The organism is Leifsonia sp. NPDC080035, from assembly GCF_040050925.1.
Lineage (GTDB): Bacteria > Actinomycetota > Actinomycetes > Actinomycetales > Microbacteriaceae > Leifsonia.
This window is the reverse complement of the sequence record NZ_CP157390.1, coordinates 3,727,047-3,752,479: the sequence shown is the minus strand read 5'-3', so window position 1 is coordinate 3,752,479 and position 25,433 is coordinate 3,727,047. Positions and strand designations below refer to the sequence as shown.

Annotated in this window: 24 protein-coding genes; all 24 read left to right on the top strand. The window is 71.8% G+C overall.

Features of this window, described 5'->3' with window-relative positions; all coding sequences use genetic code 11:
- Nucleotides 1-5 precede the first annotated feature (5 nt).
- A complete protein-coding gene (mltG, locus tag AAME72_RS18190) occupies nucleotides 6-1,523 on the top strand; it encodes an endolytic transglycosylase MltG (RefSeq protein WP_348787937.1) in 1,518 nt (505 codons plus the stop codon).
- A complete protein-coding gene (locus AAME72_RS18185; protein WP_348787936.1) occupies nucleotides 1,516-2,691 on the top strand; it encodes a shikimate dehydrogenase in 1,176 nt (391 codons plus the stop codon). Before mltG ends, AAME72_RS18185 begins: the two co-directional genes overlap by 8 nt.
- Nucleotides 2,692-2,745: 54 nt before the next feature.
- Nucleotides 2,746-3,954: a chorismate synthase gene (gene aroC / locus AAME72_RS18180; RefSeq protein WP_348787935.1), complete on the top strand. Its 1,209-nt coding sequence runs from the start codon at nucleotides 2,746-2,748 to the stop codon at nucleotides 3,952-3,954.
- Between the two features lie 8 nt (nucleotides 3,955-3,962).
- Nucleotides 3,963-4,454 carry a shikimate kinase gene (locus AAME72_RS18175; protein WP_348787934.1) on the top strand — a complete coding sequence of 164 codons (492 nt, stop codon included), beginning with the start codon at nucleotides 3,963-3,965 and terminating at the stop codon, nucleotides 4,452-4,454.
- Complete coding sequence (aroB, locus tag AAME72_RS18170; RefSeq protein WP_348787933.1) at nucleotides 4,451-5,530, top strand: 3-dehydroquinate synthase; 1,080 nt, start codon at nucleotides 4,451-4,453, stop codon at nucleotides 5,528-5,530. Before AAME72_RS18175 ends, aroB begins: the two co-directional genes overlap by 4 nt.
- Nucleotides 5,530-5,919, top strand: a complete 390-nt coding sequence (locus tag AAME72_RS18165; protein ID WP_348787932.1) for a hypothetical protein — start codon at nucleotides 5,530-5,532, stop codon at nucleotides 5,917-5,919. The genes aroB and AAME72_RS18165 overlap by 1 nt, the downstream gene beginning before the upstream one ends.
- 5 nt (nucleotides 5,920-5,924) lie before the next feature.
- The gene (locus tag AAME72_RS18160) at nucleotides 5,925-6,362 is read left to right on the top strand and encodes a type II 3-dehydroquinate dehydratase (RefSeq protein ID WP_348787931.1); all 438 of its coding nucleotides are present in this window, start codon (nucleotides 5,925-5,927) and stop codon (nucleotides 6,360-6,362) included.
- A gap of 104 nt (nucleotides 6,363-6,466) precedes the next feature.
- Entirely contained in the window at nucleotides 6,467-7,030 is a 564-nt protein-coding gene (gene efp / locus AAME72_RS18155; protein WP_348787930.1) for an elongation factor P, read from the top strand.
- Entirely contained in the window at nucleotides 7,030-7,449 is a 420-nt protein-coding gene (gene nusB / locus AAME72_RS18150; RefSeq protein ID WP_348787929.1) for a transcription antitermination factor NusB, read from the top strand. The genes efp and nusB overlap by 1 nt, the downstream gene beginning before the upstream one ends.
- Before the next feature lie 13 nt (nucleotides 7,450-7,462).
- Nucleotides 7,463-8,167, top strand: coding sequence for a thioredoxin domain-containing protein (locus AAME72_RS18145; protein WP_348787928.1), 705 nt, complete (start codon nucleotides 7,463-7,465; stop codon nucleotides 8,165-8,167).
- A 171-nt stretch (nucleotides 8,168-8,338) separates the two neighbouring features.
- Nucleotides 8,339-8,890: a bifunctional pyr operon transcriptional regulator/uracil phosphoribosyltransferase PyrR gene (pyrR, locus tag AAME72_RS18140; RefSeq protein ID WP_348787927.1), complete on the top strand. Its 552-nt coding sequence runs from the start codon at nucleotides 8,339-8,341 to the stop codon at nucleotides 8,888-8,890.
- Nucleotides 8,887-9,846, top strand: a complete 960-nt coding sequence (locus AAME72_RS18135; protein ID WP_348787926.1) for an aspartate carbamoyltransferase catalytic subunit — start codon at nucleotides 8,887-8,889, stop codon at nucleotides 9,844-9,846. The genes pyrR and AAME72_RS18135 overlap by 4 nt, the downstream gene beginning before the upstream one ends.
- On the top strand, nucleotides 9,843-11,183 hold the full coding sequence (locus AAME72_RS18130) for a dihydroorotase (RefSeq protein ID WP_348787925.1): 1,341 nt from the start codon (nucleotides 9,843-9,845) through the stop codon (nucleotides 11,181-11,183). The genes AAME72_RS18135 and AAME72_RS18130 overlap by 4 nt, the downstream gene beginning before the upstream one ends.
- Nucleotides 11,176-11,724 (top strand): hypothetical protein, encoded by a 549-nt coding sequence (locus AAME72_RS18125; protein ID WP_348787924.1) that lies wholly within the window; start codon nucleotides 11,176-11,178, stop codon nucleotides 11,722-11,724. The genes AAME72_RS18130 and AAME72_RS18125 overlap by 8 nt, the downstream gene beginning before the upstream one ends.
- The gene (gene carA / locus AAME72_RS18120; RefSeq protein WP_348787923.1) at nucleotides 11,690-12,895 is read left to right on the top strand and encodes a glutamine-hydrolyzing carbamoyl-phosphate synthase small subunit; all 1,206 of its coding nucleotides are present in this window, start codon (nucleotides 11,690-11,692) and stop codon (nucleotides 12,893-12,895) included. The genes AAME72_RS18125 and carA overlap by 35 nt, the downstream gene beginning before the upstream one ends.
- Nucleotides 12,895-16,176: a carbamoyl-phosphate synthase large subunit gene (carB, locus tag AAME72_RS18115; RefSeq protein WP_348787922.1), complete on the top strand. Its 3,282-nt coding sequence runs from the start codon at nucleotides 12,895-12,897 to the stop codon at nucleotides 16,174-16,176. The genes carA and carB overlap by 1 nt, the downstream gene beginning before the upstream one ends.
- Entirely contained in the window at nucleotides 16,173-17,042 is an 870-nt protein-coding gene (pyrF, locus tag AAME72_RS18110; protein ID WP_348787921.1) for an orotidine-5'-phosphate decarboxylase, read from the top strand. Before carB ends, pyrF begins: the two co-directional genes overlap by 4 nt.
- Nucleotides 17,035-17,964 (top strand): guanylate kinase, encoded by a 930-nt coding sequence (gene gmk / locus AAME72_RS18105; protein WP_348787920.1) that lies wholly within the window; start codon nucleotides 17,035-17,037, stop codon nucleotides 17,962-17,964. Before pyrF ends, gmk begins: the two co-directional genes overlap by 8 nt.
- A gap of 71 nt (nucleotides 17,965-18,035) precedes the next feature.
- Nucleotides 18,036-18,296 (top strand): DNA-directed RNA polymerase subunit omega, encoded by a 261-nt coding sequence (gene rpoZ / locus AAME72_RS18100; protein WP_348787919.1) that lies wholly within the window; start codon nucleotides 18,036-18,038, stop codon nucleotides 18,294-18,296.
- 61 nt (nucleotides 18,297-18,357) lie between these two features.
- Nucleotides 18,358-19,638, top strand: coding sequence for a bifunctional phosphopantothenoylcysteine decarboxylase/phosphopantothenate synthase (locus AAME72_RS18095; RefSeq protein WP_348790172.1), 1,281 nt, complete (start codon nucleotides 18,358-18,360; stop codon nucleotides 19,636-19,638).
- 37 nt (nucleotides 19,639-19,675) lie between these two features.
- Nucleotides 19,676-20,869 (top strand): methionine adenosyltransferase, encoded by a 1,194-nt coding sequence (gene metK, locus AAME72_RS18090; RefSeq protein WP_348787918.1) that lies wholly within the window; start codon nucleotides 19,676-19,678, stop codon nucleotides 20,867-20,869.
- 2 nt (nucleotides 20,870-20,871) lie between these two features.
- Nucleotides 20,872-22,878 (top strand): primosomal protein N', encoded by a 2,007-nt coding sequence (locus AAME72_RS18085; protein ID WP_348787917.1) that lies wholly within the window; start codon nucleotides 20,872-20,874, stop codon nucleotides 22,876-22,878.
- A gap of 144 nt (nucleotides 22,879-23,022) precedes the next feature.
- The gene (gene fmt, locus AAME72_RS18080) at nucleotides 23,023-23,931 is read left to right on the top strand and encodes a methionyl-tRNA formyltransferase (RefSeq protein ID WP_348787916.1); all 909 of its coding nucleotides are present in this window, start codon (nucleotides 23,023-23,025) and stop codon (nucleotides 23,929-23,931) included.
- Complete coding sequence (locus AAME72_RS18075; RefSeq protein WP_348787915.1) at nucleotides 23,928-25,304, top strand: transcription antitermination factor NusB; 1,377 nt, start codon at nucleotides 23,928-23,930, stop codon at nucleotides 25,302-25,304. Before fmt ends, AAME72_RS18075 begins: the two co-directional genes overlap by 4 nt.
- The last annotated feature ends 129 nt before the right edge of the window (nucleotides 25,305-25,433 follow it).

Genomic DNA, 25,433 nt, shown 5'->3' with positions numbered 1-25,433 from the left:
GAGCATTGGACAGCAGCTTGGCGCAGAACCCGCAGGAGAAGCCGGATCCCCCCGCGTTCCCTGCCGTGAACCGACCGCCGATGACCCGCCGCGAGGCGCGCGAGGCCCGGCAAGCGGCAGAGGCCGCCGAGGCGGCCGAGGCGCAGCAGAACGCGACGTCACCGGAGGCGGCGCAGCCGCAGGCGGATGCGCGGGAGGCCGAGCGCAGCGCGCTCGCGGGGCTGGACTTCGACTCCGTCATCACCGGGCCGGTCGCCAAGGTCGAGCCGGCCGAGGAGCCGGAGCTGGAGGCCGTCGGCGTCGGCGTCAGGCACGGATCCGACCAGGGCCACGAGCACGAACATCCCGTTCGTGCGCTGTTCGGTGCGCTCGACGAGGAGCCTGCCTCCTCCCAGGCCGAGTCGCCGCTGGCGTGGCGGCAGCAGCACTACCTCTCGCACGAGGACGCTCCGAAGCGCAAGCGCCGCTGGGTGAAGCCGCTCGTGGTGACGCTGGTGGTCCTGCTGATCCTGGGCGGACTGGGCGGGGGAGCGTACGCGTTCTTCCAGCCGCAGATCGCCAAGATCGTCACCGCGCTGAGCCCGGTGGACAACGACTACACCGGCGACGGCACCGGCGAGGTCATGTTCACGATCAAGTCGGGGGACACCGGCGACAGCATCGCGACGAACCTGCACGCCGCGGGGGTCACCAAGAGCTACGACGCGTTCTACGAGCTGCTGCTCCGCCAGCACCCGCAGGTGGAGTTCCAGCCCGGCGTCTTCAAGCTGGCCAAGCGGATGAGCGCGCAGTCCGCGCTGATCGCGCTGCAGGATCCCGCCTCGCGCGTGGAGAACACCGCGGTGATCCCGGAGGGAACGACCGAGAAGGACATCCTGAAGATCGTCGCGGACAGCACCAAGATCCCGCTCGCCGACCTGCAGAAGGCGTCCTCGACGCCGGCCGCGTACGGGCTGCCGCCGCAGGCGAAGTCGCTGGAGGGCTTCCTGTTCCCCGCGACGTACACCTTCGGGCCGAGCACCACCGCCAAGGAGGCCATCACCACGATGGTGAACCGGATGTTCCAGGCACTCGACGACGCGGGCGTCGCACCGGCGGACCGCTGGAGGACCGTCCTGCTCGCGTCCGTCGTGCAGCGGGAGGCGGGCCTGAAGGACGACTATCCGAAGGTCGCCCGCGTCTTCCTCAACCGGCTCGCGCAGGGCTGGAAGCTCGAGTCGGACGCGACCGTCACCTACGGCACCGGCCACACCGAGCGTGCGGGCACGACCGACGCCGAGCGCGCCGACGCGAGCAACCCGTACAACACCTACGTGCACCCGGGTCTGCCGCCCGCCCCGATCTCGAACCCGGGCGACCTGGCGATCAACGCCGCCGTGCACCCCGCGAACGGCCCGTGGATGTTCTTCGTGACCTGGAATCTGAAGACCGGAGAGACGATCTTCTCGACGACGCTCGCGGAGCACGAGGCGGCGGTCGAGAAGTGGCACCAGTGGATGAAGGACAACCCCGGATATGAGTGACGCCAGCAAGAAGAACGCACGCGCCGAGTCCGTCGAGGACGGCGTGTCCGAGGCGTCGGCCGAGGCCCTGATCGCCGAGCTCGTCGAGGCGGAGCGCGAGGCCGAGGCGGAGGAGAAGGCCGTCGCGGAGGCGGAGGCCGCCGCCGACAGCGAGGAGCCGGCGGACGACCAGGAGGTAGACGCCGCCGCGGACGAGCCCGCGCCGGAGGCCGAGCCCGAGCCGGCAACCGCGCCGGCGCCCACACCGGCCAAGCCCGCGGCGAAGAAGGCGAAGCCGTCGTCCGCCAAAGCGAAGACCTCCGCGAAGGCCCCCACGCGCAAGCTCGCGGTCCTCGGCTCGCCCATCGGCCACTCGAAGTCACCGGCCCTGCACCGCGCCGCCTACGGCGTGCTCGGCCTCGACTGGGCGTACGAACCCGTCGACGTCGCCGAGGGGGCCATCGCGGGCTTCATCGACGGACTCGGGCCCGAGTGGCGCGGTCTGTCGCTCACGATGCCGCTCAAGCAGGCCGTCCTCCCGCTGCTCACCGAGACCGACCGGGTGGCCGAGCAGACCGGCGCCGCCAACACGGTGCTGCTCGACGGCGACGAGGTGCGCGGCTTCAACACGGACGTCCCCGGCATGGTGCGCGCACTTCAGGCTGCCGGCGTCGAGAGCGCCCGCTACGTCCACATCCTCGGCGGGGGAGCGACCGCCGCATCCGCGCTCATCGCCGCGGCAGAGCTCGGCGCCGAGCGCGTCGACGTGCACGTCCGCAATCTCGAGAAGAGCGTGTGGCTGGAGGCGCTCGCGCACGAGGCCGGGCTGATGGTGCGGCTGCGGTCGTTCGCGCAGGCGGACCGCTCGCTGGACGTCCCGGAACTCGTCATCAGCGCCCTGCCGGGCGGCACCTCCACCGCCGCGGTCTACACCGACTCCACGCGGCGGCGCTCGCTGCTGTTCGACGTTGCGTACGACCCGTGGCCAAGCGCGCTGGCCGCCAGCTGGCAGGCCGTGGGCGGCCGGGTCGTGTCCGGCCTCGCGTTGCTCGTCCACCAGGCGCTGCTGCAGGTGCGCATCTTCGTCTCCGGTGACCCGCTGCAGCCGCTGCAGGGCGAGGACGAGGTGCTCGCAGCGATGCTCGACGCGGTCGGGATCGACGCGGCCGGCGCCCCGGTGAGCGAGTGACCGTCCCGGCGTAACCCGGCGGGGCGCTCCACCGCGCTGTGCCAGAATCGAAGCATGCTTCGTTGGCTCACCGCCGGGGAATCCCACGGCCCCGAACTCATCGCCGTCCTGGAGGGGCTCCCCGCCGGGGTGCCCGTCTCGCTCGAGAACGTGCGCGCCGATCTCGCGCGCCGCAAGCTCGGTTACGGCCGCGGCGCACGGATGAAGTTCGAGCAGGACGCACTGGAGGTCTCCGGCGGCGTCCGGCATGGCCTGAGCCTCGGCAGCCCGATCGCGCTGCGCATCGGCAACACGGAGTGGCCGAAGTGGGTCGACGTGATGAGCCCGGAGCCGGTCGACCCCGAGAAGCTCAGCTCGGGCCGCGGAGCCGCGCTGACACGCCCGCGCCCCGGCCACGCCGACCTGGTCGGCATGCAGAAGTACGGCTTCGACGAGGCCAGGCCGGTGCTTGAGCGCGCCAGCGCCCGGGAGACGGCCGCGCGCGTCGCGCTGGGCGCCGTCGCGCGCTCGTTCCTCGCGGAGCTCGGGATCACCCTGGTCAGCCACACGCTCTCGATCGGGCCCGTCCGGGTTCCGGAGGACGCCCCGCTGCCGAAGCCGGGGGATGTCGCGGCCCTGGACGCCGATCCGCTGCGCTGCTTCCACCCGGAGACCTCGGAGCGGATGGTCGCCGAGGTCGACGCCGCCCACAAGGACGGCGACACGCTGGGCGGCGTCGTCGAGGTGCTCGCCTACGGGCTCCCGCCGGGGCTCGGCTCGCACGTCCACTGGGACCGCCGACTGGATGCGCAGCTCGCCGCGGCGCTGATGGGCATCCAGGCGATCAAGGGCGTGGAGGTCGGCGACGGCTTCCTGACCACGACCCGTCGCGGGTCGGAGGCGCACGACGAGCTCGTCGCCGAGGACGGCACCATCGTCCGCACCAGTGACAAGGCCGGCGGCACCGAGGGCGGCATGAGCACCGGCAGCGTTCTGCGCGTCCGCGCCGGGATGAAGCCGATCGCCACGGTGCCGCACGCGCTGCGCACCATCGACATCGCCACCAGCGAGGCCGCGCCGGCGCACCACCAGCGCTCGGACGTCTGTGCCGTCCCCGCCGCCGGCGTCGTGGCCGAGGCGATGGTCGCGCTCGTGCTGGCGAACGCCGTGCTGGAGAAGTTCGGCGGCGACTCCGTCGCGGAGACCGCGCGCAACCTGCGCGGCTACCTCGACGCCATCCCGGAGAACCTTGCGACCGAGCGCCTGAGCGCTCCGTACGCCTGAGCGCCGCGGTGACGATCGTCCTGATCGGGCCGCCCGCGGCGGGGAAGACCAGAATCGGCAAGCGGCTGGCCAAACGGCTCGGGCTGCCGTTCGTGGACACCGACGCGGTCGTCGTCTCCCAGCACGGACCGATCCCCGGCATCTTCGCCGAGCACGGCGAACCGTACTTCCGTCGGCTGGAGCGCGCGGCGGTCGCCGAGGCGGTCGCAGAGCCGGGCGTCGTCTCGCTCGGTGGCGGCGCGATCCTGGACGCCGACACCCGCGCCGACCTTGCGGAGACGCGCGTGGTCCTGATCACCGTGCAGCCGGAGGCGATCGCCAAGCGCATCGCGAACAGCAAGCGGCCGCTGGTGACCGACATCGAATCCTGGAAGCGGCTCGTCTCCGAGCGCCGGGGCCTCTACGAGTCGCTCGCCGACTACACCGCTGACACATCGTCCCGGCCGATCGAGACCATCGTCGAAGAGATCGCCCGCTGGGCCGAGGAGGGAATGGAATGACCGACGAACCGACCGAGATCCTGGTGGCGGGGGAGCGACCGTACCCCGTCGTCGTCGGGCGCGGCCTGCGCTTCGAGCTGGCGCGTCACCTCGGCAGCGGCGTCAGCAAGATCCTGATCGTGCACGCGCCGACCCTGGGCGCCGCGGCCGCTGAGCTCCGCGAGTCGCTGCTCGGGACGTACGAGGTGCTCCTCGCCGAGGTCCCGGACGCCGAGGCGGCCAAGCGCATCGAGGTCGCCTCGTTCCTCTGGCAGATCATGGGCCAGGCCGACTTCACGCGCTCCGACGCTGTCGTCGGTTTCGGCGGCGGATCGGTGACCGACCTCGCCGGCTTCGTCGCGGCCACCTGGCTGCGCGGCGTGACGCTCGTGCAGGTGCCGACGACGGTGCTGGGGATGGTGGATGCGGCGGTCGGCGGCAAGACCGGCATCAACACGGCGGAGGGCAAGAACCTCGTCGGCGCCTTCTACGCGCCGTCGGCCGTGGTCTGCGACCTGGACACGCTCACCTCGCTCGGGCGGAACGAGCTGCTCGCCGGCTTCGCCGAGGTCGTCAAGTACGGCTTCATCGCCGAGCCGGAGATCCTGGACATCATCGAACGGGACGTGGACGTCGCCACCGACCCGGAGTCGCCGGAGTTCCGCCGGCTCGTCGAGCTCTCCATCGGCATCAAGGCGCGCGTCGTGGGGGAGGACTTCACCGAGCAGGGCCTCCGCGAGATCCTCAACTACGGCCACACCCTCGGCCACGCGATCGAGCACGCGGAGCGCTACCAGTGGCGGCACGGCGCGGCGATCTCGGTCGGGATGGTGTACGCGGCCGAGCTCGGCCGGCTGAGCGGGCGCCTGAGCGACGAGGTCGTCGAGCGGCACCGCCGCATCCTGGAATCCCTGACACTGCCCACCAGCTACCCGCTCGGTCGCTGGCAGACGCTGCTGGCGACGATGCAGCGCGACAAGAAGGCCCGCGGCAGCCTGCTCCGGTTCATTGTGCTCGACGACGTCGCCCGCCCGACCGTGCTCGCGGGTCCCGACCAGAGCCTGCTGTTCGCCGCCTACCAGGAGATCGGCTCCTGATGGCGAAGACCGTTGCGGAGAAGCTGCTGGTCCGGCCGGGCGACGCGCTCGGCGTGTCCGGAGCGTCGGAGCCGGAGCGCGCACTGCTCGATCCGCTGCCGGACGGCGTCACGGAGTCGGCGCCCGCCGCGGCCGCCGTCGCGGTGACGTTCGTGCGCACGCGCGACGAGCTGCTCGAACGTTTCGCCGGGCAGCTTCCTGTGCTCGGCGGCGCACGAGCCGTCTGGTTCCTGTACCCGAAGGGCGGTCGCGCCGACGTCAACCGCGACGTCATCATCGCGGAGTCAGGCGCCTTCGGCTGGCGTCCCGTCAGCAACGTCTCCGTCGACGACGTCTGGTCCGCCGTGCGCGTCCGGCCGCTCGCGGACGGGGAGGCACCGGTAGGGTGAGCGGCATGACCAGCGTCCTCGTTCTGAACGGCCCGAACCTCGGGCGGCTCGGCACCCGCGAGCCCGACGTCTATGGCTCCGGGACCCTCGACGACCTGCGCGCGCTGCTGCAGGACGACGCCCCCGGGCTGACGATCGACCTCCGGCAGACCGACACCGAGGGCGAGCTGCTCGGCTGGCTGCACGAGGCGATCGACACCGGTGCGCCCGTCATCCTCAACGCGGGCGCGTGGACGCACTACTCCTACGCGCTGCGGGATGCGGTGGGCATGGTAACGAAGGCCGGTGGGACGGTCATCGAGGTGCACATCTCCAACCCGCACGCCCGCGAGGAGTTCCGGCACACGAGTGTCATCAGCGCCGTCGCGACCGGGGTGATCGCCGGTTTCGGCTTCGAGTCGTACCGGCTCGCGCTCGCCTCCATTCGCCGAAACGCGCGCTGACCTTTAGAATCTCTTGGGGCCGCCGCTGGATGGACCCCCTTCGTGGACGACGCTCCGGCGTCCGCATCCACCCGAATCTTCCGAATACCGAATGGAACACGCGCATGGCATCGACCGCTGACATCAAGAACGGGATCGTCCTCAACATCGACGGACAGCTCTGGAGCGTGATCGAGTTCCAGCACGTCAAGCCGGGCAAGGGCGGTGCGTTCGTCCGCACCAAGCTGAAGAACGTCACCACCGGCAAGACGGTCGACCGCACCTACAACGCGGGCGCGAAGATCGAGATCACCAACGTCGACCGCCGCGACTACCAGTACCTGTACCAGGACGGCGCTGACTTCGTGTTCATGGACACCAGCGACTACGACCAGATCACCATCCCGGGCCCGGTCGTCGGCGACGCAGCCAACTTCATGCTCGAGAACCAGAACGTCACCGTCGCGCTGCACGAGGGCGAGCCGCTCTACGTCGAGCTCCCGGCCTCCGTCGTGCTCGAGATCACCTACACCGAGCCGGGCCTGCAGGGCGACCGCTCGACCGGCGGCACCAAGCCCGCCACGGTGCAGACCGGCTACCAGATCCAGGTCCCGCTGTTCCTCGAGACCGGCACGAAGGTCAAGGTCGACACCCGCACGGGCGACTACCTCGGCCGCGTCAACGACTAGTGAGCGCGAGGACCAAGGCGCGCAAGCGCGCCCTCGACGTGCTCTTCAGCGCCGACCTGCGGCAGCTCTCGCTGCCGCAGGCCCTGGCCGCCGAGGCGGAGCGCGCGGCGAACGAGCCGGCGCGTGAGGCGTCGTGGCTGTACGCCCGCGAGATCGTCGACGGGGTGATCGACCACCAGGACGAGATCGACGAGCAGATCGAGACGTACGCCCAGGGCTGGACGCTCGCGCGCATGCCCGCCGTCGATCGCGCCATCCTGCGCATCGGCGTCTGGGAGCTGCTCTTCAACGACGCGGTGCCGGAGGGCGTCGCGATCTCGGAGGCCGTCGAGGCGGCCACCGTGCTCTCGACCGACGACTCCGCCGGCTTCGTGAACGGGCTGCTGGCGAAGATCGCGCAGAACAACCCGCGCACCTGAACAGGGGACAGGCATGAAGCGAATCGTCCGCGCGATCGCCGCGACCGTGCTCGGCGTCGCGGTCGCCACAGGAGCGGCCGCGTGCTCGCTGATGGGCGACTCCAGCGTGCCGGTCGCGACGGCCAAACCGCCGACGGGGACCGACGGCGCTGTCAACTTCGACGGCGGCTACCTCAGTGCAGGCACGGGCGAGAAGAAGGTCGACATCTGGTTCGATGCGATGTGCCCGTTCTGCGGCGAGTTCGAGCGCACGAACGGCGCCACGCTGTCGAACGCGGTGAAGGACGACTCGGTCACCGTGCGTCTGCACCCGATCACCTTCCTCGACTCGCGCTCGAACGGCACCGGCTACTCGACCCGTGCGGCGGCCGCCCTGGTGTGCGTCGGCGTGCACGACCAGAACAAGGTGCTCGACTACTACCAGGCGCTGTTCGCCGACCAGCCGGAAGAGGGCTCCAGCGGTCTCACCGACGACGAGCTCGCCAAGCGGGCGACCGATCTGGGGATCGCCGATATCAGCGGCTGCATCACGCGCAGCGGGCCGTACCAGGCGTGGGCGCAGGCGAACACCGTGCACTCGCAGAATGGACCGATCGAGGTGGACGGCAGGAAGGTGCTCGATTCCATCCAGGGCACGCCGACCGTCCTCGTGAACGGCAAGCAGTATCCCGGCTCGGTGACCGACAAGAAGGCGTTCGCGGCGTTCCTCGGCAACTGAGCGGCGGCGAGTGCCTGGCCGATCTGGGATCGGTTGCGGAGTTGCTCACGCCATCCTTCGGCGTGTCGCGGGAAGAAGTCCGGAACGGATGGAGGCGCGCGCCCTGGTAGACTCGTCGATCGGTAGACATCCTTTAACGAGCCGTCCTGTGAGGCGGGGAAGGAGGTCGGCATGACAGCGCGCACCGTGCTGCACCAGGCTGACATCTCCCGGGCGTTGACTCGGATCTCGCACGAGATCCTCGAGTCCAACCGGGGAACGAACGATCTGGTGATCCTCGGCATCCCGACGCGTGGCGTCGTGCTGGCCAGGAGGATCGCCGAGAACATCCAGCGCATCGAACCGCAGGCCGTCGCGTCCGCGGGCGACATCGTCGGCGCGCTCGACGTGACGATGTACCGCGACGACCTGTCGCGGAACACCACGAGGACCCCGCAGCCCACCTCGCTGCCGGGCCCGATCGACGGCAAGACCGTGGTGCTGGTCGATGACGTGCTGTTCTCCGGACGCACCATCCGGGCGGCGCTGGACGCGCTCAACGACATCGGGCGTCCGCGCGCCGTGCGGCTCGCCGTGCTGGTGGACCGCGGGCACCGCGAGCTGCCCATCCGTGCGGACTTCGTCGGCAAGAACCTGCCGTCCGCCGCTTCCGAGCGCATCTACGTGCGCCTGGCGGACGTCGACGGCGAGGAGTCGGTGACGATCGAGGAGGGCGCGGCATGAGGCACCTGCTGTCGACCAAGACGCTGGCCCGCGAGGACGCCATCCGGCTGCTCGACGTCGCCGAGGACATGGCGGACGTGCAGGAGCGCGAGGTCAAGAAGCTGCCGACCCTGCGCGGCAAGACCGTCGTCAACCTGTTCTTCGAGGACTCGACGCGCACCAGGATCTCGTTCGAGGCGGCCGCGAAGCGGTTGTCCGCCGACGTCATCAACTTCTCGGCGAAGGGCTCCAGCGTCTCCAAGGGCGAGAGCCTGAAGGACACGGCCCAGACCCTCGAGGCGATGGGCGCCGACGCGGTCGTGGTGCGGCACAGCGCCTCGGGTGCGCCGCAGACGCTCGCGACGAGCGGCTGGATCGACGCGGGCATCATCAACGCCGGCGACGGCACGCACGAGCACCCGACGCAGGCGCTGCTCGACGCGTTCACGATGCGCCGCCGGCTGCACGGCTCCGGCTCGCGGGGCAGGGACCTCGACGGCGTCGCGGTGACCATCGTCGGCGACATCCTGCACTCCCGGGTCGCGCGCTCGAACGTCTGGCTGCTGCGCACCCTCGGCGCACACGTGACCCTAGTCGCCCCGCCGACGCTGCTGCCGGTGGATGTGTCCGGATGGCCGGCCGCGATCGGCTACGACCTGGACGCCGCGATCGCCGAGCGCCCGGACGTCGTGATGATGCTGCGCATCCAGGGCGAGCGGATGAACGCGGCGTTCTTCCCGACCACGCGCGAATACGCCAGGCGCTGGGGGCTCGACGAGGAACGGCTCGCACGCCTGAAGGCCGATAGCATTGTCATGCACCCAGGCCCGATGAACCGCGGGCTGGAGATCTCGGCAGCGGCAGCCGACTCGCCGCGTTCGACGGTGAGAGAGCAGGTCACGAGCGGCGTGTCCGTCCGGATGGCCGCCCTGTACCTCCTGCTGTCCGGTGCCGACGAAGAGGCGACGAAACGATGAGTGAGCGTGTGAACGATTCAGCTGTGCCTGCCCATTACGTGATCAGCGGCGCGACGCTGGCCGACGGCACCCGCACCGACCTGCTCATCCGCGACGGCCGCATCGCCGAGACCGGCTCCGGGCTCTCCGCCGCCGGCGCGACGGTGATCGACGCCGACGGCCTGCTCGCGCTCCCCGGCCTCGTCGACCTGCACACCCACCTGCGCGAGCCCGGCTACGAGCAGAGCGAGACCGTGCTGACCGGCACCCGCGCCGCGGCGGCGGGCGGCTTCACGGCGGTCTTCGCGATGGCGAACACATCCCCGGTCGCCGACACCGCCGGCGTCGTCGAGCAGGTGCTCAGCCTCGGCGAGGCGGCGGGCTACGCAACCGTCCGTCCGATCGGTGCCGTCACCGTCGGTCTCGAGGGCGAGCGGCTCGCAGAACTCGGCGCGATGGCCGACTCCCGGGCGCAGGTCCGCGTCTTCTCGGACGACGGCAAGTGCGTCTCCGACCCGCTGCTCATGCGCAGGGCGCTCGAGTACGTGAAGGCGTTCGACGGCGTGATCGCCCAGCACGCGCAGGAGCCGCGGCTCACCCAGGGCGCCCAGATGAACGAGGGCGCACTCTCGGGCGAGCTCGGGCTCACCGGCTGGCCGGCGGTCGCCGAGGAGTCGATCATCGCGCGGGATGTGCTGCTCGCCGAGCACGTCGGGTCCCGCCTGCACGTGTGCCACGTCTCCACCGCCGGCTCGGTCGACGTGATCCGCTGGGCCAAGGCCCGCGGCATCGACGTGACCGCCGAGGTCACCCCGCACCACCTGATGCTGACCGAGGAGCTCGCCTCCGGATACGACGCGCGCTACAAGGTCAACCCGCCGCTGCGCAGGGCCGAGGACGTCGAGGCGCTGCGCGCCGGGCTCGCGGACGGCACCATCGACATCGTCGCCACCGACCACGCGCCGCACCCCGTCGAGTCCAAGGACTGCGAGTGGGACGCCGCCGCGTTCGGGATGGTCGGCCTCGAGTCGGCGCTCAGCGTCGTTCAGGCGTCCGTCGTCGACAGCGGGATGCTCGGCTGGACCGACATCGCGCGGGTGCTCTCGGCGACGCCCGCCCGGATCGGCAGGCTGGCCGGTCACGGCGGACCGCTCGAGGCCGGTGCGCCCGCCGAGCTCTTCCTATACGACCCGACGGCGTCGCGGACGTTCCAGACCGGCGATCTCGCCGGCAAGGGCGTCAACTCGCCGTACCTGTCGATGACGCTGCCGGGCCGGGTGGCCTGGACCTTCCACCGCGGTCTCGCGACCGTGCGCGACGGTGCGGTCGTCGACCAGCTGGAGGTGGCCCGTGGATAAGCTCCTGCCGACGATCGGCATCCTGGCGGTCGTGATCGTGGTGCTCCTGCTCGCGATCATGGGCTGGCGACGACGGATGCGCCGCGACGCCCCCGCGGGCGGCGGGTACACCGCCCCCGCGACGCTCGCGGCGCCGACCACGACGGCCGACGTCCTGTACGTGGCGACGACCAAGGCGGGCGAGCACCTGGAACGGCTCGCCCTGCCCGGGCTGGCGTACCGCGGGAAGGGGACCGTGGAGGTCTCGCAGGACGGCGTGCAGCTGCGCGTCGCCGGCGAGCAGCCGGTCTTCGTCCCCGCCGCCGCGCTGAGCGGCGTCGGCGCCGCGACGGTCGCCATCGACCGCGTGGTGGAGCGGGACGGCCTGCTCCGCCTCGGCTGGACGACCTCCGGCGGCGCCGCCGCCGACAGCTACTTCCGGGTCGTCGACCCGGCCGGTCGCGGTGCGCTCACCGCGGCCATCGAAAGCATCCTCCCCGGCGACAGCGCCCAGGGGAGTACGAACCATGACCGTACTGGTCCAAAGAATTGGGAGGTGTGACGTGGCCGCAGCAGAACCTGCCGTGCTCGTCCTCGAAGACGGGAAGCGGTACGTGGGCCGGGCCTACGGCGCCCGCGGGCGGACGCTCGGCGAGGCCGTGTTCGCCACCGGCATGACCGGGTACCAGGAGACCCTGACCGACCCGTCCTACGCGGGTCAGATCGTCCTGATGACGGCGCCGCACATCGGCAACACCGGAACGAACGACGAGGACATGGAGTCGCGCCGGATCTGGGTGGACGGCTTCGTCGTCCGTGAGCCCAGCCGGGTGGTCTCCAACTTCCGCGCCCAGCGCAGCCTCGACGACGACCTCGTCGAGCAGGGAATCGTCGGCATCAGCGGCATCGACACCCGCGCCGTCACCCGCCACATCCGTTCGGCGGGAGCCATGCGCGCCGGGATCTTCTCCGGCGACGACTTCGGCCTGAGCGACTCGGAGCAGCTGGACCTGGTGCTCACCGGGTCCAAGATGACCGGCCGCAACCTGTCCGCCGAGGTCTCCACCGTCGAGCCGTACACGGTCCCCGCCGTCGGCGAGAAGATCGGCTCGGTCGCCGTGCTCGACCTCGGCGTCAAGAAGTCGACGCTCGAGAACCTGGCCGGCCGCGGCCTCGACGTGCACGTGCTCCCGCAGCAGGTGTCCGCCCAGGATGTGCTCGGCCTCGAGCCGTCCGCGCTGTTCTTCTCGAACGGCCCCGGCGACCCCCAGGCCTCCGACAAGCACGTCGCGCTGCTGCAGGAGACGCTGCGCGCCGGCCTGCCCTACTTCGGCATCTGCTTCGGCAACCAGCTGCTCGGCCGCGCGCTCGGCCTCGGCACGTACAAGCTGCCGTTCGGTCACCGCGGCATCAACCAGCCGGTGCTCGACAAGCGCACCGGCCGGGTGGAGATCACCGCGCAGAACCACGGCTTCGCTGTGAAGGCGCCGGTGGAGGGCACCTTCGACTCTCCGGCCGGCTTCGGCACCGTCGAGGTCAGCCACTTCTCGCTCAACGACAACGTGGTGGAAGGGCTCAACTGCCTCGACATCGCCGCGTTCAGCGTGCAGTACCACCCCGAGGCGGCGGCCGGCCCGCACGACGCCAACTACCTCTTCGACCGCTTCGTCGAGCTGATCAAGGCTCGCGAGTCGGACAAGGACGAGACGCAGACCCAGGAAGGCACCGACTGATGCCGAAGCGCACCGACATCCACTCCGTCCTGGTGATCGGCTCCGGCCCGATCGTCATCGGCCAGGCCTGCGAGTTCGACTACTCCGGCACCCAGGCCTGCCGCGTGCTGAAGCAGGAGGGCGTGCGCGTCATCCTGGTGAACTCCAACCCGGCCACGATCATGACCGACCCCGACTTCGCCGACGCGACCTACGTCGAGCCGATCACGTGGGAGGTCATCGAGACCATCATCGCCAAGGAGAAGCCGGACGCGATCCTGCCGACCCTGGGCGGCCAGACCGCGCTCAATGCCGCCATGCAGCTGCACGAGCACGGCATCCTCGAGAAGTACGGCGTCGAGCTGATCGGCGCGAAGTTCGAGGCCATCCGGAAGGGCGAGGACCGCCAGGTCTTCAAGGACCTCGTCATCGAGGCCGGCGCGGAGGTCGCCCGCTCGTACATCGCGCACACGGTGGACGAGGCGCTGGAGTACGCGGAGGACCTGGGCTACCCGCTCGTCGTCCGCCCCTCGTTCACGATGGGCGGCCTCGGCTCCGGCTTCGCGTACACCCCGGACGAGCTGCGCAGGATCGTCGGCGACGGCATCCACCAGAGCCCGACAAGCGAGGTGCTCCTGGAGGAGTCCATCCTCGGCTGGAAGGAGTACGAGCTCGAGCTCATGCGCGACACGGCCGACAACACGGTCGTGGTCTGCTCCATCGAGAACGTCGACCCGGTCGGCGTGCACACGGGCGACTCGATCACCGTCGCACCGGCGCTCACTCTCACCGACCGCGAGTACCAGAAGCTGCGCGACATCGGCATCGACATCATCCGGGCGGTCGGCGTCGACACCGGCGGCTGCAACATCCAGTTCGCGGTGAACCCCGAGAACGGCCGCGTCATCGTCATCGAGATGAACCCGCGTGTCTCCCGCTCCTCGGCGCTTGCCTCCAAGGCGACCGGCTTCCCGATCGCCAAGATCGCCGCGAAGCTGGCCATCGGCTACCGCCTGGACGAGATCCCGAACGACATCACCGGCGTCACCCCGGCGAGTTTCGAGCCGACGCTCGACTACGTCGTGGTGAAGGTGCCGCGGTTCGCGTTCGAGAAGTTCCCGGCCGCCGACCCCACGCTCACGACCACCATGAAGTCGGTCGGCGAGGCGATGGCCATCGGCCGCAACTACACCAGCGCCCTGCAGAAGGCGTTGCGCTCGCTGGAGAAGCGCGGCTCGTCGTTCCACTGGGGCGCCGAGGAGCGCACGGTCGAGGAGCTGCTCGAGACCATCAAGACCCCGACCGACGGCCGCATCGTCGACGTGCAGCAGGCCCTCCGGCTCGGCGCGACGGTGGAGCAGGTCTTCGAGTCGACCAAGATCGACCCCTGGTTCATCGACCAGATCGTGCTCGTCAACGAGGTGGCGGAGCAGATCCGCACCGCAGAGACCCTGGACACCGACACCCTCCGCTACGCCAAGGACCACGGCTTCTCCGACGCCCAGATCGGCGAGCTGCGCGGCTTCGGCGAGGCGGACGTGCGCGAGGTGCGGCACATCCTCGGCGTCCGCCCTGTCTACAAGACGGTGGACACCTGCGCCGGCGAGTTCCCCGCCCTCACGCCGTACCACTACTCCAGCTACGACGAGGAGACGGAGGTCGAGCCGAGCGACAAGCGCAAGGTCGTCATCCTCGGCTCCGGCCCGAACCGCATCGGCCAGGGCGTCGAGTTCGACTACTCGTGCGTGCACGCCTCGTTCGCCCTGCACGACGCCGGGTACGAGACGATCATGATCAACTGCAACCCGGAGACGGTCTCCACCGACTACGACACCTCCGACCGCCTGTACTTCGAGCCGCTGACGCTCGAGGACGTGCTGGAGGTCATCCACGCGGAGTCGCAGTCCGGCGAGCTCGTCGGCGTCGTGGTGCAGCTCGGCGGCCAGACCGCCCTCGGTCTCGCGAAGGGGCTCGAGGCGGCCGGCGTTCCGATCCTCGGCACCACCCCGAGCGCGATCGATCTGGCCGAGGAGCGCGGCCTGTTCGCCGAGATCCTCGAGAACGCCGGCCTGCTCGCGCCGCGCAACGGCACGGCGGTCGACTTCCCGAGCGCCGCCCACGTCGCCGAGCAGATCGGCTACCCGGTGCTGGTGCGCCCGAGCTTCGTGCTCGGCGGCCGCGGCATGGAGATCGTCTACGACAGCCCGTCGCTGGCGGACTACTTCGAGCGCGTCGCGGGCCAGGGGATCGTCGGACCGGCGCACCCGCTGCTGGTCGACCGGTTCCTGGACGACGCGATCGAGATCGACGTCGACGCGCTCTACGACGGCGAGCGGCTCTACATCGGCGGCGTGATGGAGCACATCGAGGAGGCGGGCATCCACTCCGGAGACTCCAGCTGCACGCTGCCGCCGATCACGCTCGGCCGCCGCGAGATCGACCGCGTGCGCGAGGCGACGCTGAAGATCGCCGAGGGGATCGGTGTGCGCGGCCTGCTCAACGTGCAGTTCGCGATCGGTGCCGGCGTGCTCTACGTCCTGGAGGCGAACCCGCGTGCGTCGCGCACCGTCCCGTTCGTGTCCAAGGCGCTCGGCATCCCGCTGGCCAAGGCCGCGTCGCGGATCATGGTCGGCTCCACGGTCGACGAGCTCGTCGCCGAGGGTCTGCTCCCCGAGGGCGACGGCTCGGTCATCCCGATGGACTCGCCGGTGGCGGTGAAGGAGGCGGTGCTCCCGTTCAAGCGCTTCCGCACCCGCGACGGCAAGATCGTCGACTCGGTTCTCGGCCCGGAGATGCGCTCGACCGGCGAGGTCATGGGCATCGACAAGGACTTCCCGACCGCGTTCGCGAAGAGCCAGGCCGCCGCCTACGGCGGGATGCCGCTGTCCGGCACCGTGTTCGTCTCGGTCTCCGACCGCGACAAGCGCGCCATCGTGCTCCCGGTGCTGCGGCTGCGTCAGCTCGGCTACGACATCATCGCGACCGAGGGCACGGCGGAGGTGCTGAACCGCAACGGCATCCCCGCCGGCGTCGTGCGCAAGTACAGCGAGACGGTCGAGGGCGACTCGATCGTCGACCTGATCACGCGCAACGAGGTGGATGTGGTGATCAACACCCCGAGCGGCGGCACGACGCGCGCCGACGGGTACGAGATCCGCGCAGCGGCCGTCGCCGGCGACAAGCCGCTGTTCACGACCATCGCGGAGCTGAGCGCCGCCGTCGCGTCGCTGGACGCGGTGCGCCAGGGCTTCGAGGTGACGTCGCTGCAGGAGTACGCCGTCCAGCGGGCCGCGCGCGCATGAGCCAGGCCGGTGCCGCGTTCGGCGATCGACTCGCCGAGGTCTTCGCCGAGCGCGGCCGGCTGTGCGTCGGGATCGACCCGCACGCGCACCTGCTCGCGGACTGGGGCCTGCCGGCCTCGGCCGCGGGCGTGCGCGAGTTCGGTCTGCGCGTCGTCGATGCGGCGGCGGGCCGGGCCGGGATCGTCAAGCCGCAGGTCGCGTTCTTCGAACGCTTCGGCGCGGCGGGATATGCGGCGCTCGAGGAGGTCATCGCCGCAGCGCGCGCCGCGGGGCTGCTCGTGATCGCCGACGCGAAGCGCGGCGACATCGGCACCAGCGTGACCGCGTACGCGGAGTCCTGGCTCACCCCGGGCTCGCCGCTGGAGGCCGACGCCATGACCGTCGCCGCCTTCCAGGGCGTCGGCTCGATCGCGGAGCCGATGCGGCTCGCCGAGAGCGCAGGCAAGGGACTGTTCGTGCTGGCCGCCACCTCCAACCCGGAAGCCGCGGCCATCCAACAGGCGGTCGTCGCCGACGGTCCGCGTGCGGGCATGACCGTTGCCCGTGCGATCATCGAAGACGTGCACTCGTTCAACCAGGAGCAGCCCCCGCACGCTCTCGGCACCGTCGGTCTCGTCCTCGGGGCGACCGTCGATCTCGCCGACTACGGGATCGACACCGAGACGGCGCCGACGCCGGCGGCTCCCGTGCTCGCGCCGGGATTCGGCCACCAGGGTGCGAAGGTCGAGGATGCGCCCCGGCTGTTCGGTGCCCTCGCCCCCGGCGTGATCGTCTCCGAGTCGCGCGGACTGCTCGGCGCCGGTCCCGACGGGATCGCCCGCGCGGTCGCGGCGCGCGTCGAGGAGGTGCGTGCACGCCATGCCTGAGCCCAGCGTCTCGCGGCGTCCGGCGCCGCCGCAGGTGGACAGGAGGGCCGCGTCCCAGGCCGCCGTCGCCGCGCGCCGGGCGCGCGCCGCCGTCAAGAATGCGATCGCCGCACGTGAGCTGTCCCCGCTGACCGTGCTCGACCGCGCGACGTCGGAGCCGGACGGCGTCGAGGGCAGGCTCCGGGTCACGGAGTTCCTGCTCAGCGTGCCCGCGATCGGCACCACGAAGATGCAGGAGGCGCTGCAACGACTGGCGATCTCGCCCGCCAAGCGCCTCGGCGGCCTCGGCAGGCACCAGCGGCTGCGGCTGCGCGACTACCTCATCGAGCGCGAGAACAAGGCCGGACGCCAGCGCAACCAGCTGGTCGTGCTCGCCGGTCCCACCGCGGTCGGCAAGGGCACCGTCTCCACCTACATCCGCGAGAACTACCCGGACGTGCTGCTCTCGGTGTCCGCGACGACGCGCGCGCCGCGTCCCGGCGAGGTGGACGGCGTCAACTACTACTTCGTCGACGACGCCAAGTTCGACAGGATGATCGCCGAGGGCGAGCTGCTCGAGTACGCCACCGTCCACAACGCGTACCGTTATGGGACGCCGCGCAAGCCGATCGAGGCCGCGCTCGACGAGGGGCGCAGCGTTCTGCTGGAGATCGACCTGCAGGGCGCCCGCCAGGTGCGGGCCAGCATGCCGGAGGCCAGGCTCATCTTCCTGCTGCCGCCGACGTGGGAGGAGCTGGTGCGCCGGCTCATCGGCCGGGGCACGGAGGACGCCGCGGAACAGCAGCGCAGGCTCGAGACCGCGAAGGTCGAACTGGCCGCCCAGGACGAGTTCGACTACCGCGTGGTGAACCACACCGTCGCAGACGCCGCGCGGGAGGTCGTAGACTTGATGAAGGTGCGCGCGGCGCCGTCGCGTCCGTAGCCCGCACCTCGTCCCAGACCTCTCGCGCCGGATCCGGCGCCATCCGTCCGCCGACCAAGGAGAACTTCCGCATGGCAACCAGCAACAACGGCATCATCGATCCGCCCATCGACGACCTTCTCGCGCGCGTTGAGTCCAAGTACGCGCTCGTGATCTTCGCCTCCAAGCGCGCGCGTCAGATCAACGACTACTACGCGGACCTGCACGAGGGCAGCCTGTTCGACAACGTCGGCCCGCTGGTCGACTCGTCCGTCGACGACAAGCCGCTCTCCGTCGCCCTGCACGAGATCAACGAGGACAAGCTGGTCCTGAAGCCGATCGCCGCCGAGTAAACAGGTACGACCCCGCCAGGCGTGGCCTGGCCGATGAGGAGATGCCGCCGTGAGCGCACGATTGACCGTTGTCGTCGGAGTGACCGGCGGCATCGCCGCGTACAAGGCCGTCGGAGTGATCAGGGCACTCGTGCTCGAGGGCCACTCCGTCCACGTCGTCGCGACGGAGGCCGCGCTGCGGTTCGTGGGCCGGCCGACGCTGGAGGCGATCAGCAGGAACCCGGTCGCCACCGACCTGTACGAGGGCGTCGCCGAGGTGCGGCACGTGGCGATCGGCCAGTCCGCCGACCTGATCGTGATCGCCCCGGCGACCGCCAACACGCTCGCCAAGCTGGCCGCCGGCATCGCCGACGACCTGCTGGGCAACACGGTGCTCGCCTCCACCGCCCCGCTCGTCGTCGCGCCCGCCATGCACACGGAGATGTGGCGCAACCCGGCGACGGTCGCCAACGTCGCGACGCTGCGCAGCCGCGGCGTGACGGTCGTCGGTCCCGCCTCCGGCCAGCTCACCGGCGCCGACTCCGGTCCCGGCCGGATGGAGGAGCCGGAGGTCATCGTCCGCGCCGCCCTGCGCGCGGCGGGCGTCTCCCCGCGGCTGGTGGTCTCCGCCGCCCCGGAGCCGGCCGACGTGGTCGTGCTCTCCGAGCGCCGGCGCGCGAACGACGCGGCGCGCCGCCCGCGCGGCGGTGTCGACCTGAGCGGAAAGCGCGTCGTCGTCACCGCCGGCGGAACCCGCGAGCCGCTGGACCCGGTGCGCTTCCTCGGCAACCGGTCGAGCGGCCGCCAGGGCGTCGCCATCGCGAGCGCCGCGCAGGCCCGCGGCGCCGAGGTCGTCCTCATCGCCGCCCACCTCGAGGTGGAGCCGCCGGAGGGCGTCGAGCTCATCGAGGTGCAGACCGCGCTCGAACTGCAGGAGGCGGTCACGGAGGCCGCCCGCGCCGCGGACGTCGTCGTCATGACCGCGGCCGTCGCCGACTACCGCCCGGCCGAGCTGCGCGAGAGCAAGATCAAGAAGTCGGAGGCGGGGCAGACGCTCACGCTCGAGCTCGTCGCCAACCCCGACATCCTCGCCGGCCTCGCCGCCGGCAAGCGCGACGGGCAGGTGCTCGTCGGCTTCGCCGCGGAGACCGAGCCAGAGCCCTCCGCTCTCATCGAACTGGGACGTTCGAAGCTCGCCGCGAAGGGCAGCGACTTCCTCGTCATCAACCAGGTGGGCTGGGAGCAGGGCTTCGCAACCGAGAGCAACGAAGTCGTCGTGCTCCGGAAGGGCGGAGATATAGTGATGGAGGCCTCGGGCAGCAAGCTGTCGGTGGCGGATCGTATTCTCGACGTCATCGTCTGAGACCCAGCGAACAGCGCCCGTCGACCTAGGGAGAACAATGGCAGATCTGCGCCTCTTCACGTCCGAATCGGTCACCGAGGGGCACCCGGACAAGATCTGCGACCAGATCTCCGACAGCATCCTGGATGCGCTGCTCGCGGTCGACCCGCACAGCCGCGTCGCCGTGGAGACGCTGGTCACCACCGGGCTCGTGCACGTCGCAGGCGAGGTCACCACCAACGGGTACGTCGAGATCCCTGCGCTGGTCCGCGACAAGATCGTCCAGATCGGCTACGACTCCTCCGACGTCAGCTTCGACGGCACCCAGTGCGGCGTCTCCGTCTCGATCGGCGCGCAGTCGCCGGACATCGCGCAGGGCGTCGACAACGCGCTGGAGACCCGGGCCGAGCAGAGCATCGACGACCTGGACCGGCAGGGCGCCGGCGACCAGGGCATCATGTTCGGGTTCGCGACCACCGAGACGCCGCAGTACATGCCGCTGCCGATCTGGCTGGCGCACCGCCTGGCCGAGCGCCTGGCCGAGGTGCGCAAGGACGGAACCCTCGACTACCTGCGTCCGGACGGCAAGACCCAGGTCACGATCGGCTATGAGGGCTACACCCCGAAGACGGTCGAGACGGTCGTGCTCTCCACCCAGCACGCGCCGCACGTCTCCACCGAGCAGTTGCAGGCGGAGGTCGTGGAGGAGGTCATCGCCCCGGTGATGCACGCCGCGGGACTGGAGACCGCGCGCATCCGCACGCTCATCAACCCGACAGGGCGCTTCGAGATCGGCGGCCCGAAGGGCGACGCGGGACTCACCGGCCGCAAGATCATCGTCGACACCTACGGCGGCGCCAGCCGGCACGGCGGCGGCGCGTTCTCGGGCAAGGACCCCTCGAAGGTCGACCGCTCGGCCGCGTACGCCATGCGCTGGGTGGCCAAGAACGCGGTGGCCGCCGGCCTTGCGGACCGCCTCGAGGTGCAGATCGCGTACGCGATCGGCAAGGCGGCTCCGGTGGGCCTGTACGTGGAGACCTTCGGGACCGGGAAGGTGCCGGACGAGCTGATCATCCGCGCCATCCGCGACGTCTTCGACCTGCGTCCCGCCGCGATCACCCGCGACCTCGACCTGCTGCGCCCGATCTACGCCCGCACGGCGACGTACGGCCACTTCGGCCGCGAGCTCCCCGAGTTCACCTGGGAGCGGCTCGACCGCGTGGACGACCTGCGGTCGGCCGCGGGGCTGTAGCGGTGCCGGCGGCCGGCCGGATCGGCCGCGTCGTCCTCGACTCGCCGCTGCCGCAGCTCGACCACTTCTTCGACTACGCGATCCCGGAGGAGCTGGCGGCGGATGCGGTGCCCGGGGTGCGGGTGCGTGTCCCGCTGCGCTCCGCGGGCCGGGTGGCCGACGGCTACCTCGTCGAGGTGGCGGATGCGGACGAGCCGGAGGGCGGCGAGGGCTTCCGCGGAGCGCTGAGCCCGATCGAGGCGGTCGTGTCGCCGGTGCCGGTGCTGACGCCCGGCGTCTGGCGGCTGGCCAGGCGGCTCGCCGACCGCAGCGCGGGAACGGCGAGCGACATCCTGCGGCTCGCGGTGCCGGGGCGGATGGTGCGCGCCGAGAAGGCGTGGCTGGCCCAGCCGGAGGAGGAGCGCAATCCGCCCCCGCAGGCGCCATCCGTCGGGGTGCGCGGGTACGGCGACGGCGTGCTGGAGGCGGCGGTCGCGCGCGGCGAGCGGCTCGCCTTGCGCCCGATCCCGCGGCTCAGCCGACTTCCCGACGGCACCTGGGTGGGCGAGTGGGCCGTGACCCTTGCCGCCCTCGCGGCCTCCTGCTGGAGCGGAGGCCGCTCCGCGATCGTCGCGGTCCCCGACCACCGCGACCTGGACCAGCTGGCGGCCGCGCTGGCGGCGATCGCGCCGGCACGGGCGCTCGTCCGCACCGACGCCTCGCAGGCGAACGCGGAGCGCTACCGCGGCTTCCTGGAGGCGCTCGCCGGCCCGCGCATCCTGATCGGCAACCGGTCGGTCGTGTACGCGCCCGCCGAGCGACTCGGCATGATCGCCGTCTGGGAGGACAGCGATCCGCTGCACGCCGAGCCGCTCGCGCCGTACGTGCACACGCGTGACGCCGCGCTGGTGCGGCAGGAGCTGGAGGGCTGCGCGCTCGTCGTGAGCGGCCTGGTGCGCAGCGTGGAGGCGCAGCGGCTGGTCGAGATCGGGTGGCTGCGGGATGCCGGTCCCGAGCGGGTGACGCTGCCGAAGGTGGTGCTGACGGCGAACCAGCAGGCGGCGGAGCCCGCGGCACGCGCCGCGCGCATCCCCTCCGGTGCGTGGCGGGCGGCCAGGGAGGCATTGAGCGGCGAGGGCGGACGGCCGAAGGGCCCCGTTCTCGTTCAGGTCGCACGCCCGGGCTACGTCCCGGTGCTCGCCTGCGCGAAGTGCGGGCAGGCGGCCCGCTGCACGCGCTGCACGGGCCCGCTGGAGCAGAAGCGGGCCGGGGCGACGCCCTCGTGCGCGTGGTGCGGGGCGCTCGCCACGGACTGGCAGTGCGACCGCTGCGAGCACCGCGCGTTCCGGATGGTGACGGTCGGCTCGGGCCGCACGGCGGAGGAGCTCGGCCGAGCGTTCCCGGGCACCCGGGTCGTGCTGGCGGACGGCGAGCATCCCGTGCTCCGCGTCGGGCCCGCGCCCGCCCTCGTCGTCGCAACGCGCGGCGCGGAGCCGATCGCCGAGGGCGGCTACCAGGCCGTGCTGCTCCTCGACGGCGAGCGGATGCTCGCACGCGAGACGCTGCACGTCGCCGAGGACTGCCTCCGCTGGTGGTCGAGCGCGGCGGTGCTCGCGGCGCCGGGAGCGCCCACCGTGCTCGTCGGCGTCGGAGGCGACCTCGCCCGCGACTTCGCCACGGGCAGGTTCGTGGACTTCGCCCGCGCCGAACTGGTGGACCGCAGGGAGCTGCGCTTCCCGCCCGCGGTGCGCCTGGCATCCATCGCCGGCGCAGAGGAGACGGTGCGCACGGTCGTGGACGCCGTGGACCCGGAGCTGCTGGTCGACGTGCTCGGGCCGGCACCCGTCGACGAGCACACCGTGCGCGCCATCCTGCGCTTCGACTACGCGCGCGGCGCCGAGGTCGCGGCGGCCGTGCGCGCCGCGGTCGTACGCAACGCGACCAAGCGCCGCAAGGCGCCCGCAGGCGGGGGCCGGTACCGCCCCGCGCCGAGCCTGCGCGTGCGTTTCGACGACCCCGAGATCCTGTAGCCCCGCGACTGCCTGTTCGGTGCGTCACGACCCTCTTCGAGCGGGGTCATTCGTTCCGGGAGGGGGCATTCGGTCCGAACTGGGGCGGGCGCGCCCCGGGGACGCGTAGACTCGATTGCCGAACTGAACCGGAAGAACCTTCGCATGCGCCTCGTCTTCGCCGGCACCCCCGCGGTCGCCGTCCCCGCCCTCCGCAGCCTCGCCGAACGCTTCGAGATCGCCGCGGCGATCACGCGCGAGGATGCGCCGCTCGGCCGCAAGCGGGTGCTCACGCCGTCGCCGGTCGCTGTCGCCGCCACCGGACTCGGCCTTCCCGTCATCAAGGCGAACCGGCTGCGCGAGGAGGTCACCGAGGAGGTGCAGGCCCTCGAGCCCGACCTCGGCGTGATCGTCGCCTACGGCGGCCTGGTCCGCGAGCCGCTGCTGTCGACGCCGCGGCTCGGCTGGGTCAACCTGCACTTCTCGTTGCTGCCGCGCTGGCGCGGCGCCGCGCCCGTGCAGCGGGCGCTCATCGCCGGCGACACCGAGACCGGCGCCGCCGTGTTCCAGCTCGTTCCGGAGCTCGACGCCGGCGCTGTGTTCTCCGAGCTGCGCCGCCCGATCGGCCCGGACGAGACCGCCGGGGAGCTGCTGGACGCGCTCGCGGTCTCCGGAGCGGCCCTCCTCGCCGACACCGTCGCCGCACTCGGCGACGGCACGGCGGTCGCCACCCCGCAGACCGGCGAGCCGACGCTCGCGCCGAAGCTCGGCATCGACGACGCGCACCTGGATCTCGGCCGGCCGGTGGACGAGGTCTACGCCCGGTTCCGCGGCGTCACACCGGAGCCCGGAGCCTGGGCGTCGCTCGGCGCCGAGCGGTTCAAGATCCACGCCGCGCGGCCGAGCGCCGCCGACCCCCTCCCCGCCGGCGTCGTGGCGGCGGACGGGACGCGCATCCTGGTCGGCACCGGCAGCCGCCCGCTCGAGCTCGTCACCGTCCAGCCCGCGGGCAAGAAGCCGATGGCCGCCGCCGACTGGTGGCGCGGCGCCGGGGGACAGGCGGTGCTCTCGTGAACGACCGGAGCCGTGTCCAGCCCGCGCGGCGGGTCGCCCTCGACGTGCTCACCGCGGTCAGGGAGTCGGACGCCTACGCCAACCTGCTGCTGCCCGGCCGCATCGCGCGCGCCGGGCTGAACGCCGCCGACGCCGCGCTCGCCACCGAGCTCACCTACGGGACGCTGCGGATGCAGGGCTACTACGACCGCGTGATCGCGCGCGCGGCCGGCCGCCCCGTCGACCGCATCGACCCGCCCATCCTCGACGTGCTGCGGCTCGGCGCGCACCAGCTGCTCTCCACCCGCGTCGCGCCGCACGCGGCGGTCAACGAGTCGGTCGGGCTCGCGCGGATGGTCGGCAGTCGCTCGGCGACCGGGTTCGCCAACGGCGTGCTGCGCGAGATCGGCAGGCACACACCGGAGGAGTGGCGGCAGCGCGTCGTCGGCGACGCCAGGAACGAGGACGACCGGCTCTCTGCGCTGACGTCGCACCCCACCTGGATCGTGCGTGCGCTGCGCCGGTCCCTGGACGCCGAGGGCCGCGGCGACGAGCTGGAGGCGCTGCTGGAGGCGGACAACACCGCGCCGCGCGTGAACCTGATCGCGCTGCCCGGGCTCGCCGAGGCGCCGGAGGGCTCCCGCGCCGACCGGTTCTCGCCTGCCGGCTTCACCACCGGGGGCGGCGACCCGCAGGGCCTCGTCGAGGACTCCGACGGCCGTATCCGGGTGCAGGACGAGGGCTCGCAGCTCGCGGCGCTCGCCCTCACCCGCGCCCGCCCGGTCGAGCCGGGCGAGCGCTGGCTCGACCTCTGCGCCGGTCCCGGCGGCAAGGCCGCCCTGCTCGCGGCGGAGGCGCTGGCGGGCGGCGCGACGCTCGTCGCCAACGAGGTGGTCCCCGCCCGCGCCGACCTGGTGCGGCGCGCCCTCGCGGCCGTGCCGCTCGACGTCCCGGTGTGGGAGCGCGACGGCATCGAGGTGGGCGAGAGCGAGCGGGAGGCGTTCGACCGCATCCTGCTGGATGCCCCGTGCACCGGCCTCGGCGCCCTGCGCCGGCGCCCGGAGGCGCGCTGGCGCAAGTCGCCGCGCGACGTGTCCGAGCTGACCGCGCTGCAGGCCCGGCTGCTCGACTCCGCGGTCGCCGCGCTGAAGCCGGGCGGGCTGCTGGCCTACGTCACCTGCTCCCCGCACATCGCCGAGACGCGCGCCGTGGTGGCGGCCGCCATCGACCGGCATGCCGGCGTGCTGGAGGCGGTGCCGACCGCGGCGGTCGTCCAGGGCTTCGCCGAGGAGCGTCTCGACCTCGCCGGGGACGGCGAGCAGGTGCAGCTCTGGCCGCACCGGCACCTGACCGACGCGATGTTCATCGCGCTCCTCACCAAGCGCGCCGGCTGATCCGCACACCGCTCCCGTTCCTCGCCATCCGTTCCAGAGTTCTTCACGGGTCAGCGCGGCGTGTCGCGTGCACAACTCCGGAACGGATGGCTGGGCGTGGCGCCCGGGCGCGGCCGAATAGGCTGGAGG

What these genes read in the sequence shown, in the direction of transcription:
- gmk (WP_348787920.1), top strand. Translation starts at nt 17,035, where the DNA reads ATGCCTGAGCCCAGCGTCTCGCGGCGTCCGGCGCCGCCGCAGGTGGAC.
- rpoZ (WP_348787919.1), top strand. Translation starts at nt 18,036, where the DNA reads ATGGCAACCAGCAACAACGGCATCATCGATCCGCCCATCGACGACCTT.
- aroB (WP_348787933.1), top strand. Translation starts at nt 4,451, where the DNA reads ATGACCGACGAACCGACCGAGATCCTGGTGGCGGGGGAGCGACCGTAC.
- carB (WP_348787922.1), top strand. Translation starts at nt 12,895, where the DNA reads ATGCCGAAGCGCACCGACATCCACTCCGTCCTGGTGATCGGCTCCGGC.
- AAME72_RS18135 (WP_348787926.1), top strand. Translation starts at nt 8,887, where the DNA reads ATGAGGCACCTGCTGTCGACCAAGACGCTGGCCCGCGAGGACGCCATC.
- aroC (WP_348787935.1), top strand. Translation starts at nt 2,746, where the DNA reads ATGCTTCGTTGGCTCACCGCCGGGGAATCCCACGGCCCCGAACTCATC.
- carA (WP_348787923.1), top strand. Translation starts at nt 11,690, where the DNA reads ATGACCGTACTGGTCCAAAGAATTGGGAGGTGTGACGTGGCCGCAGCA.
- pyrF (WP_348787921.1), top strand. Translation starts at nt 16,173, where the DNA reads ATGAGCCAGGCCGGTGCCGCGTTCGGCGATCGACTCGCCGAGGTCTTC.
- AAME72_RS18165 (WP_348787932.1), top strand. Translation starts at nt 5,530, where the DNA reads ATGGCGAAGACCGTTGCGGAGAAGCTGCTGGTCCGGCCGGGCGACGCG.
- AAME72_RS18185 (WP_348787936.1), top strand. Translation starts at nt 1,516, where the DNA reads ATGAGTGACGCCAGCAAGAAGAACGCACGCGCCGAGTCCGTCGAGGAC.
- AAME72_RS18160 (WP_348787931.1), top strand. Translation starts at nt 5,925, where the DNA reads ATGACCAGCGTCCTCGTTCTGAACGGCCCGAACCTCGGGCGGCTCGGC.
- AAME72_RS18130 (WP_348787925.1), top strand. Translation starts at nt 9,843, where the DNA reads ATGAGTGAGCGTGTGAACGATTCAGCTGTGCCTGCCCATTACGTGATC.
- AAME72_RS18145 (WP_348787928.1), top strand. Translation starts at nt 7,463, where the DNA reads ATGAAGCGAATCGTCCGCGCGATCGCCGCGACCGTGCTCGGCGTCGCG.
- metK (WP_348787918.1), top strand. Translation starts at nt 19,676, where the DNA reads ATGGCAGATCTGCGCCTCTTCACGTCCGAATCGGTCACCGAGGGGCAC.
- fmt (WP_348787916.1), top strand. Translation starts at nt 23,023, where the DNA reads ATGCGCCTCGTCTTCGCCGGCACCCCCGCGGTCGCCGTCCCCGCCCTC.
- efp (WP_348787930.1), top strand. Translation starts at nt 6,467, where the DNA reads ATGGCATCGACCGCTGACATCAAGAACGGGATCGTCCTCAACATCGAC.
- pyrR (WP_348787927.1), top strand. Translation starts at nt 8,339, where the DNA reads ATGACAGCGCGCACCGTGCTGCACCAGGCTGACATCTCCCGGGCGTTG.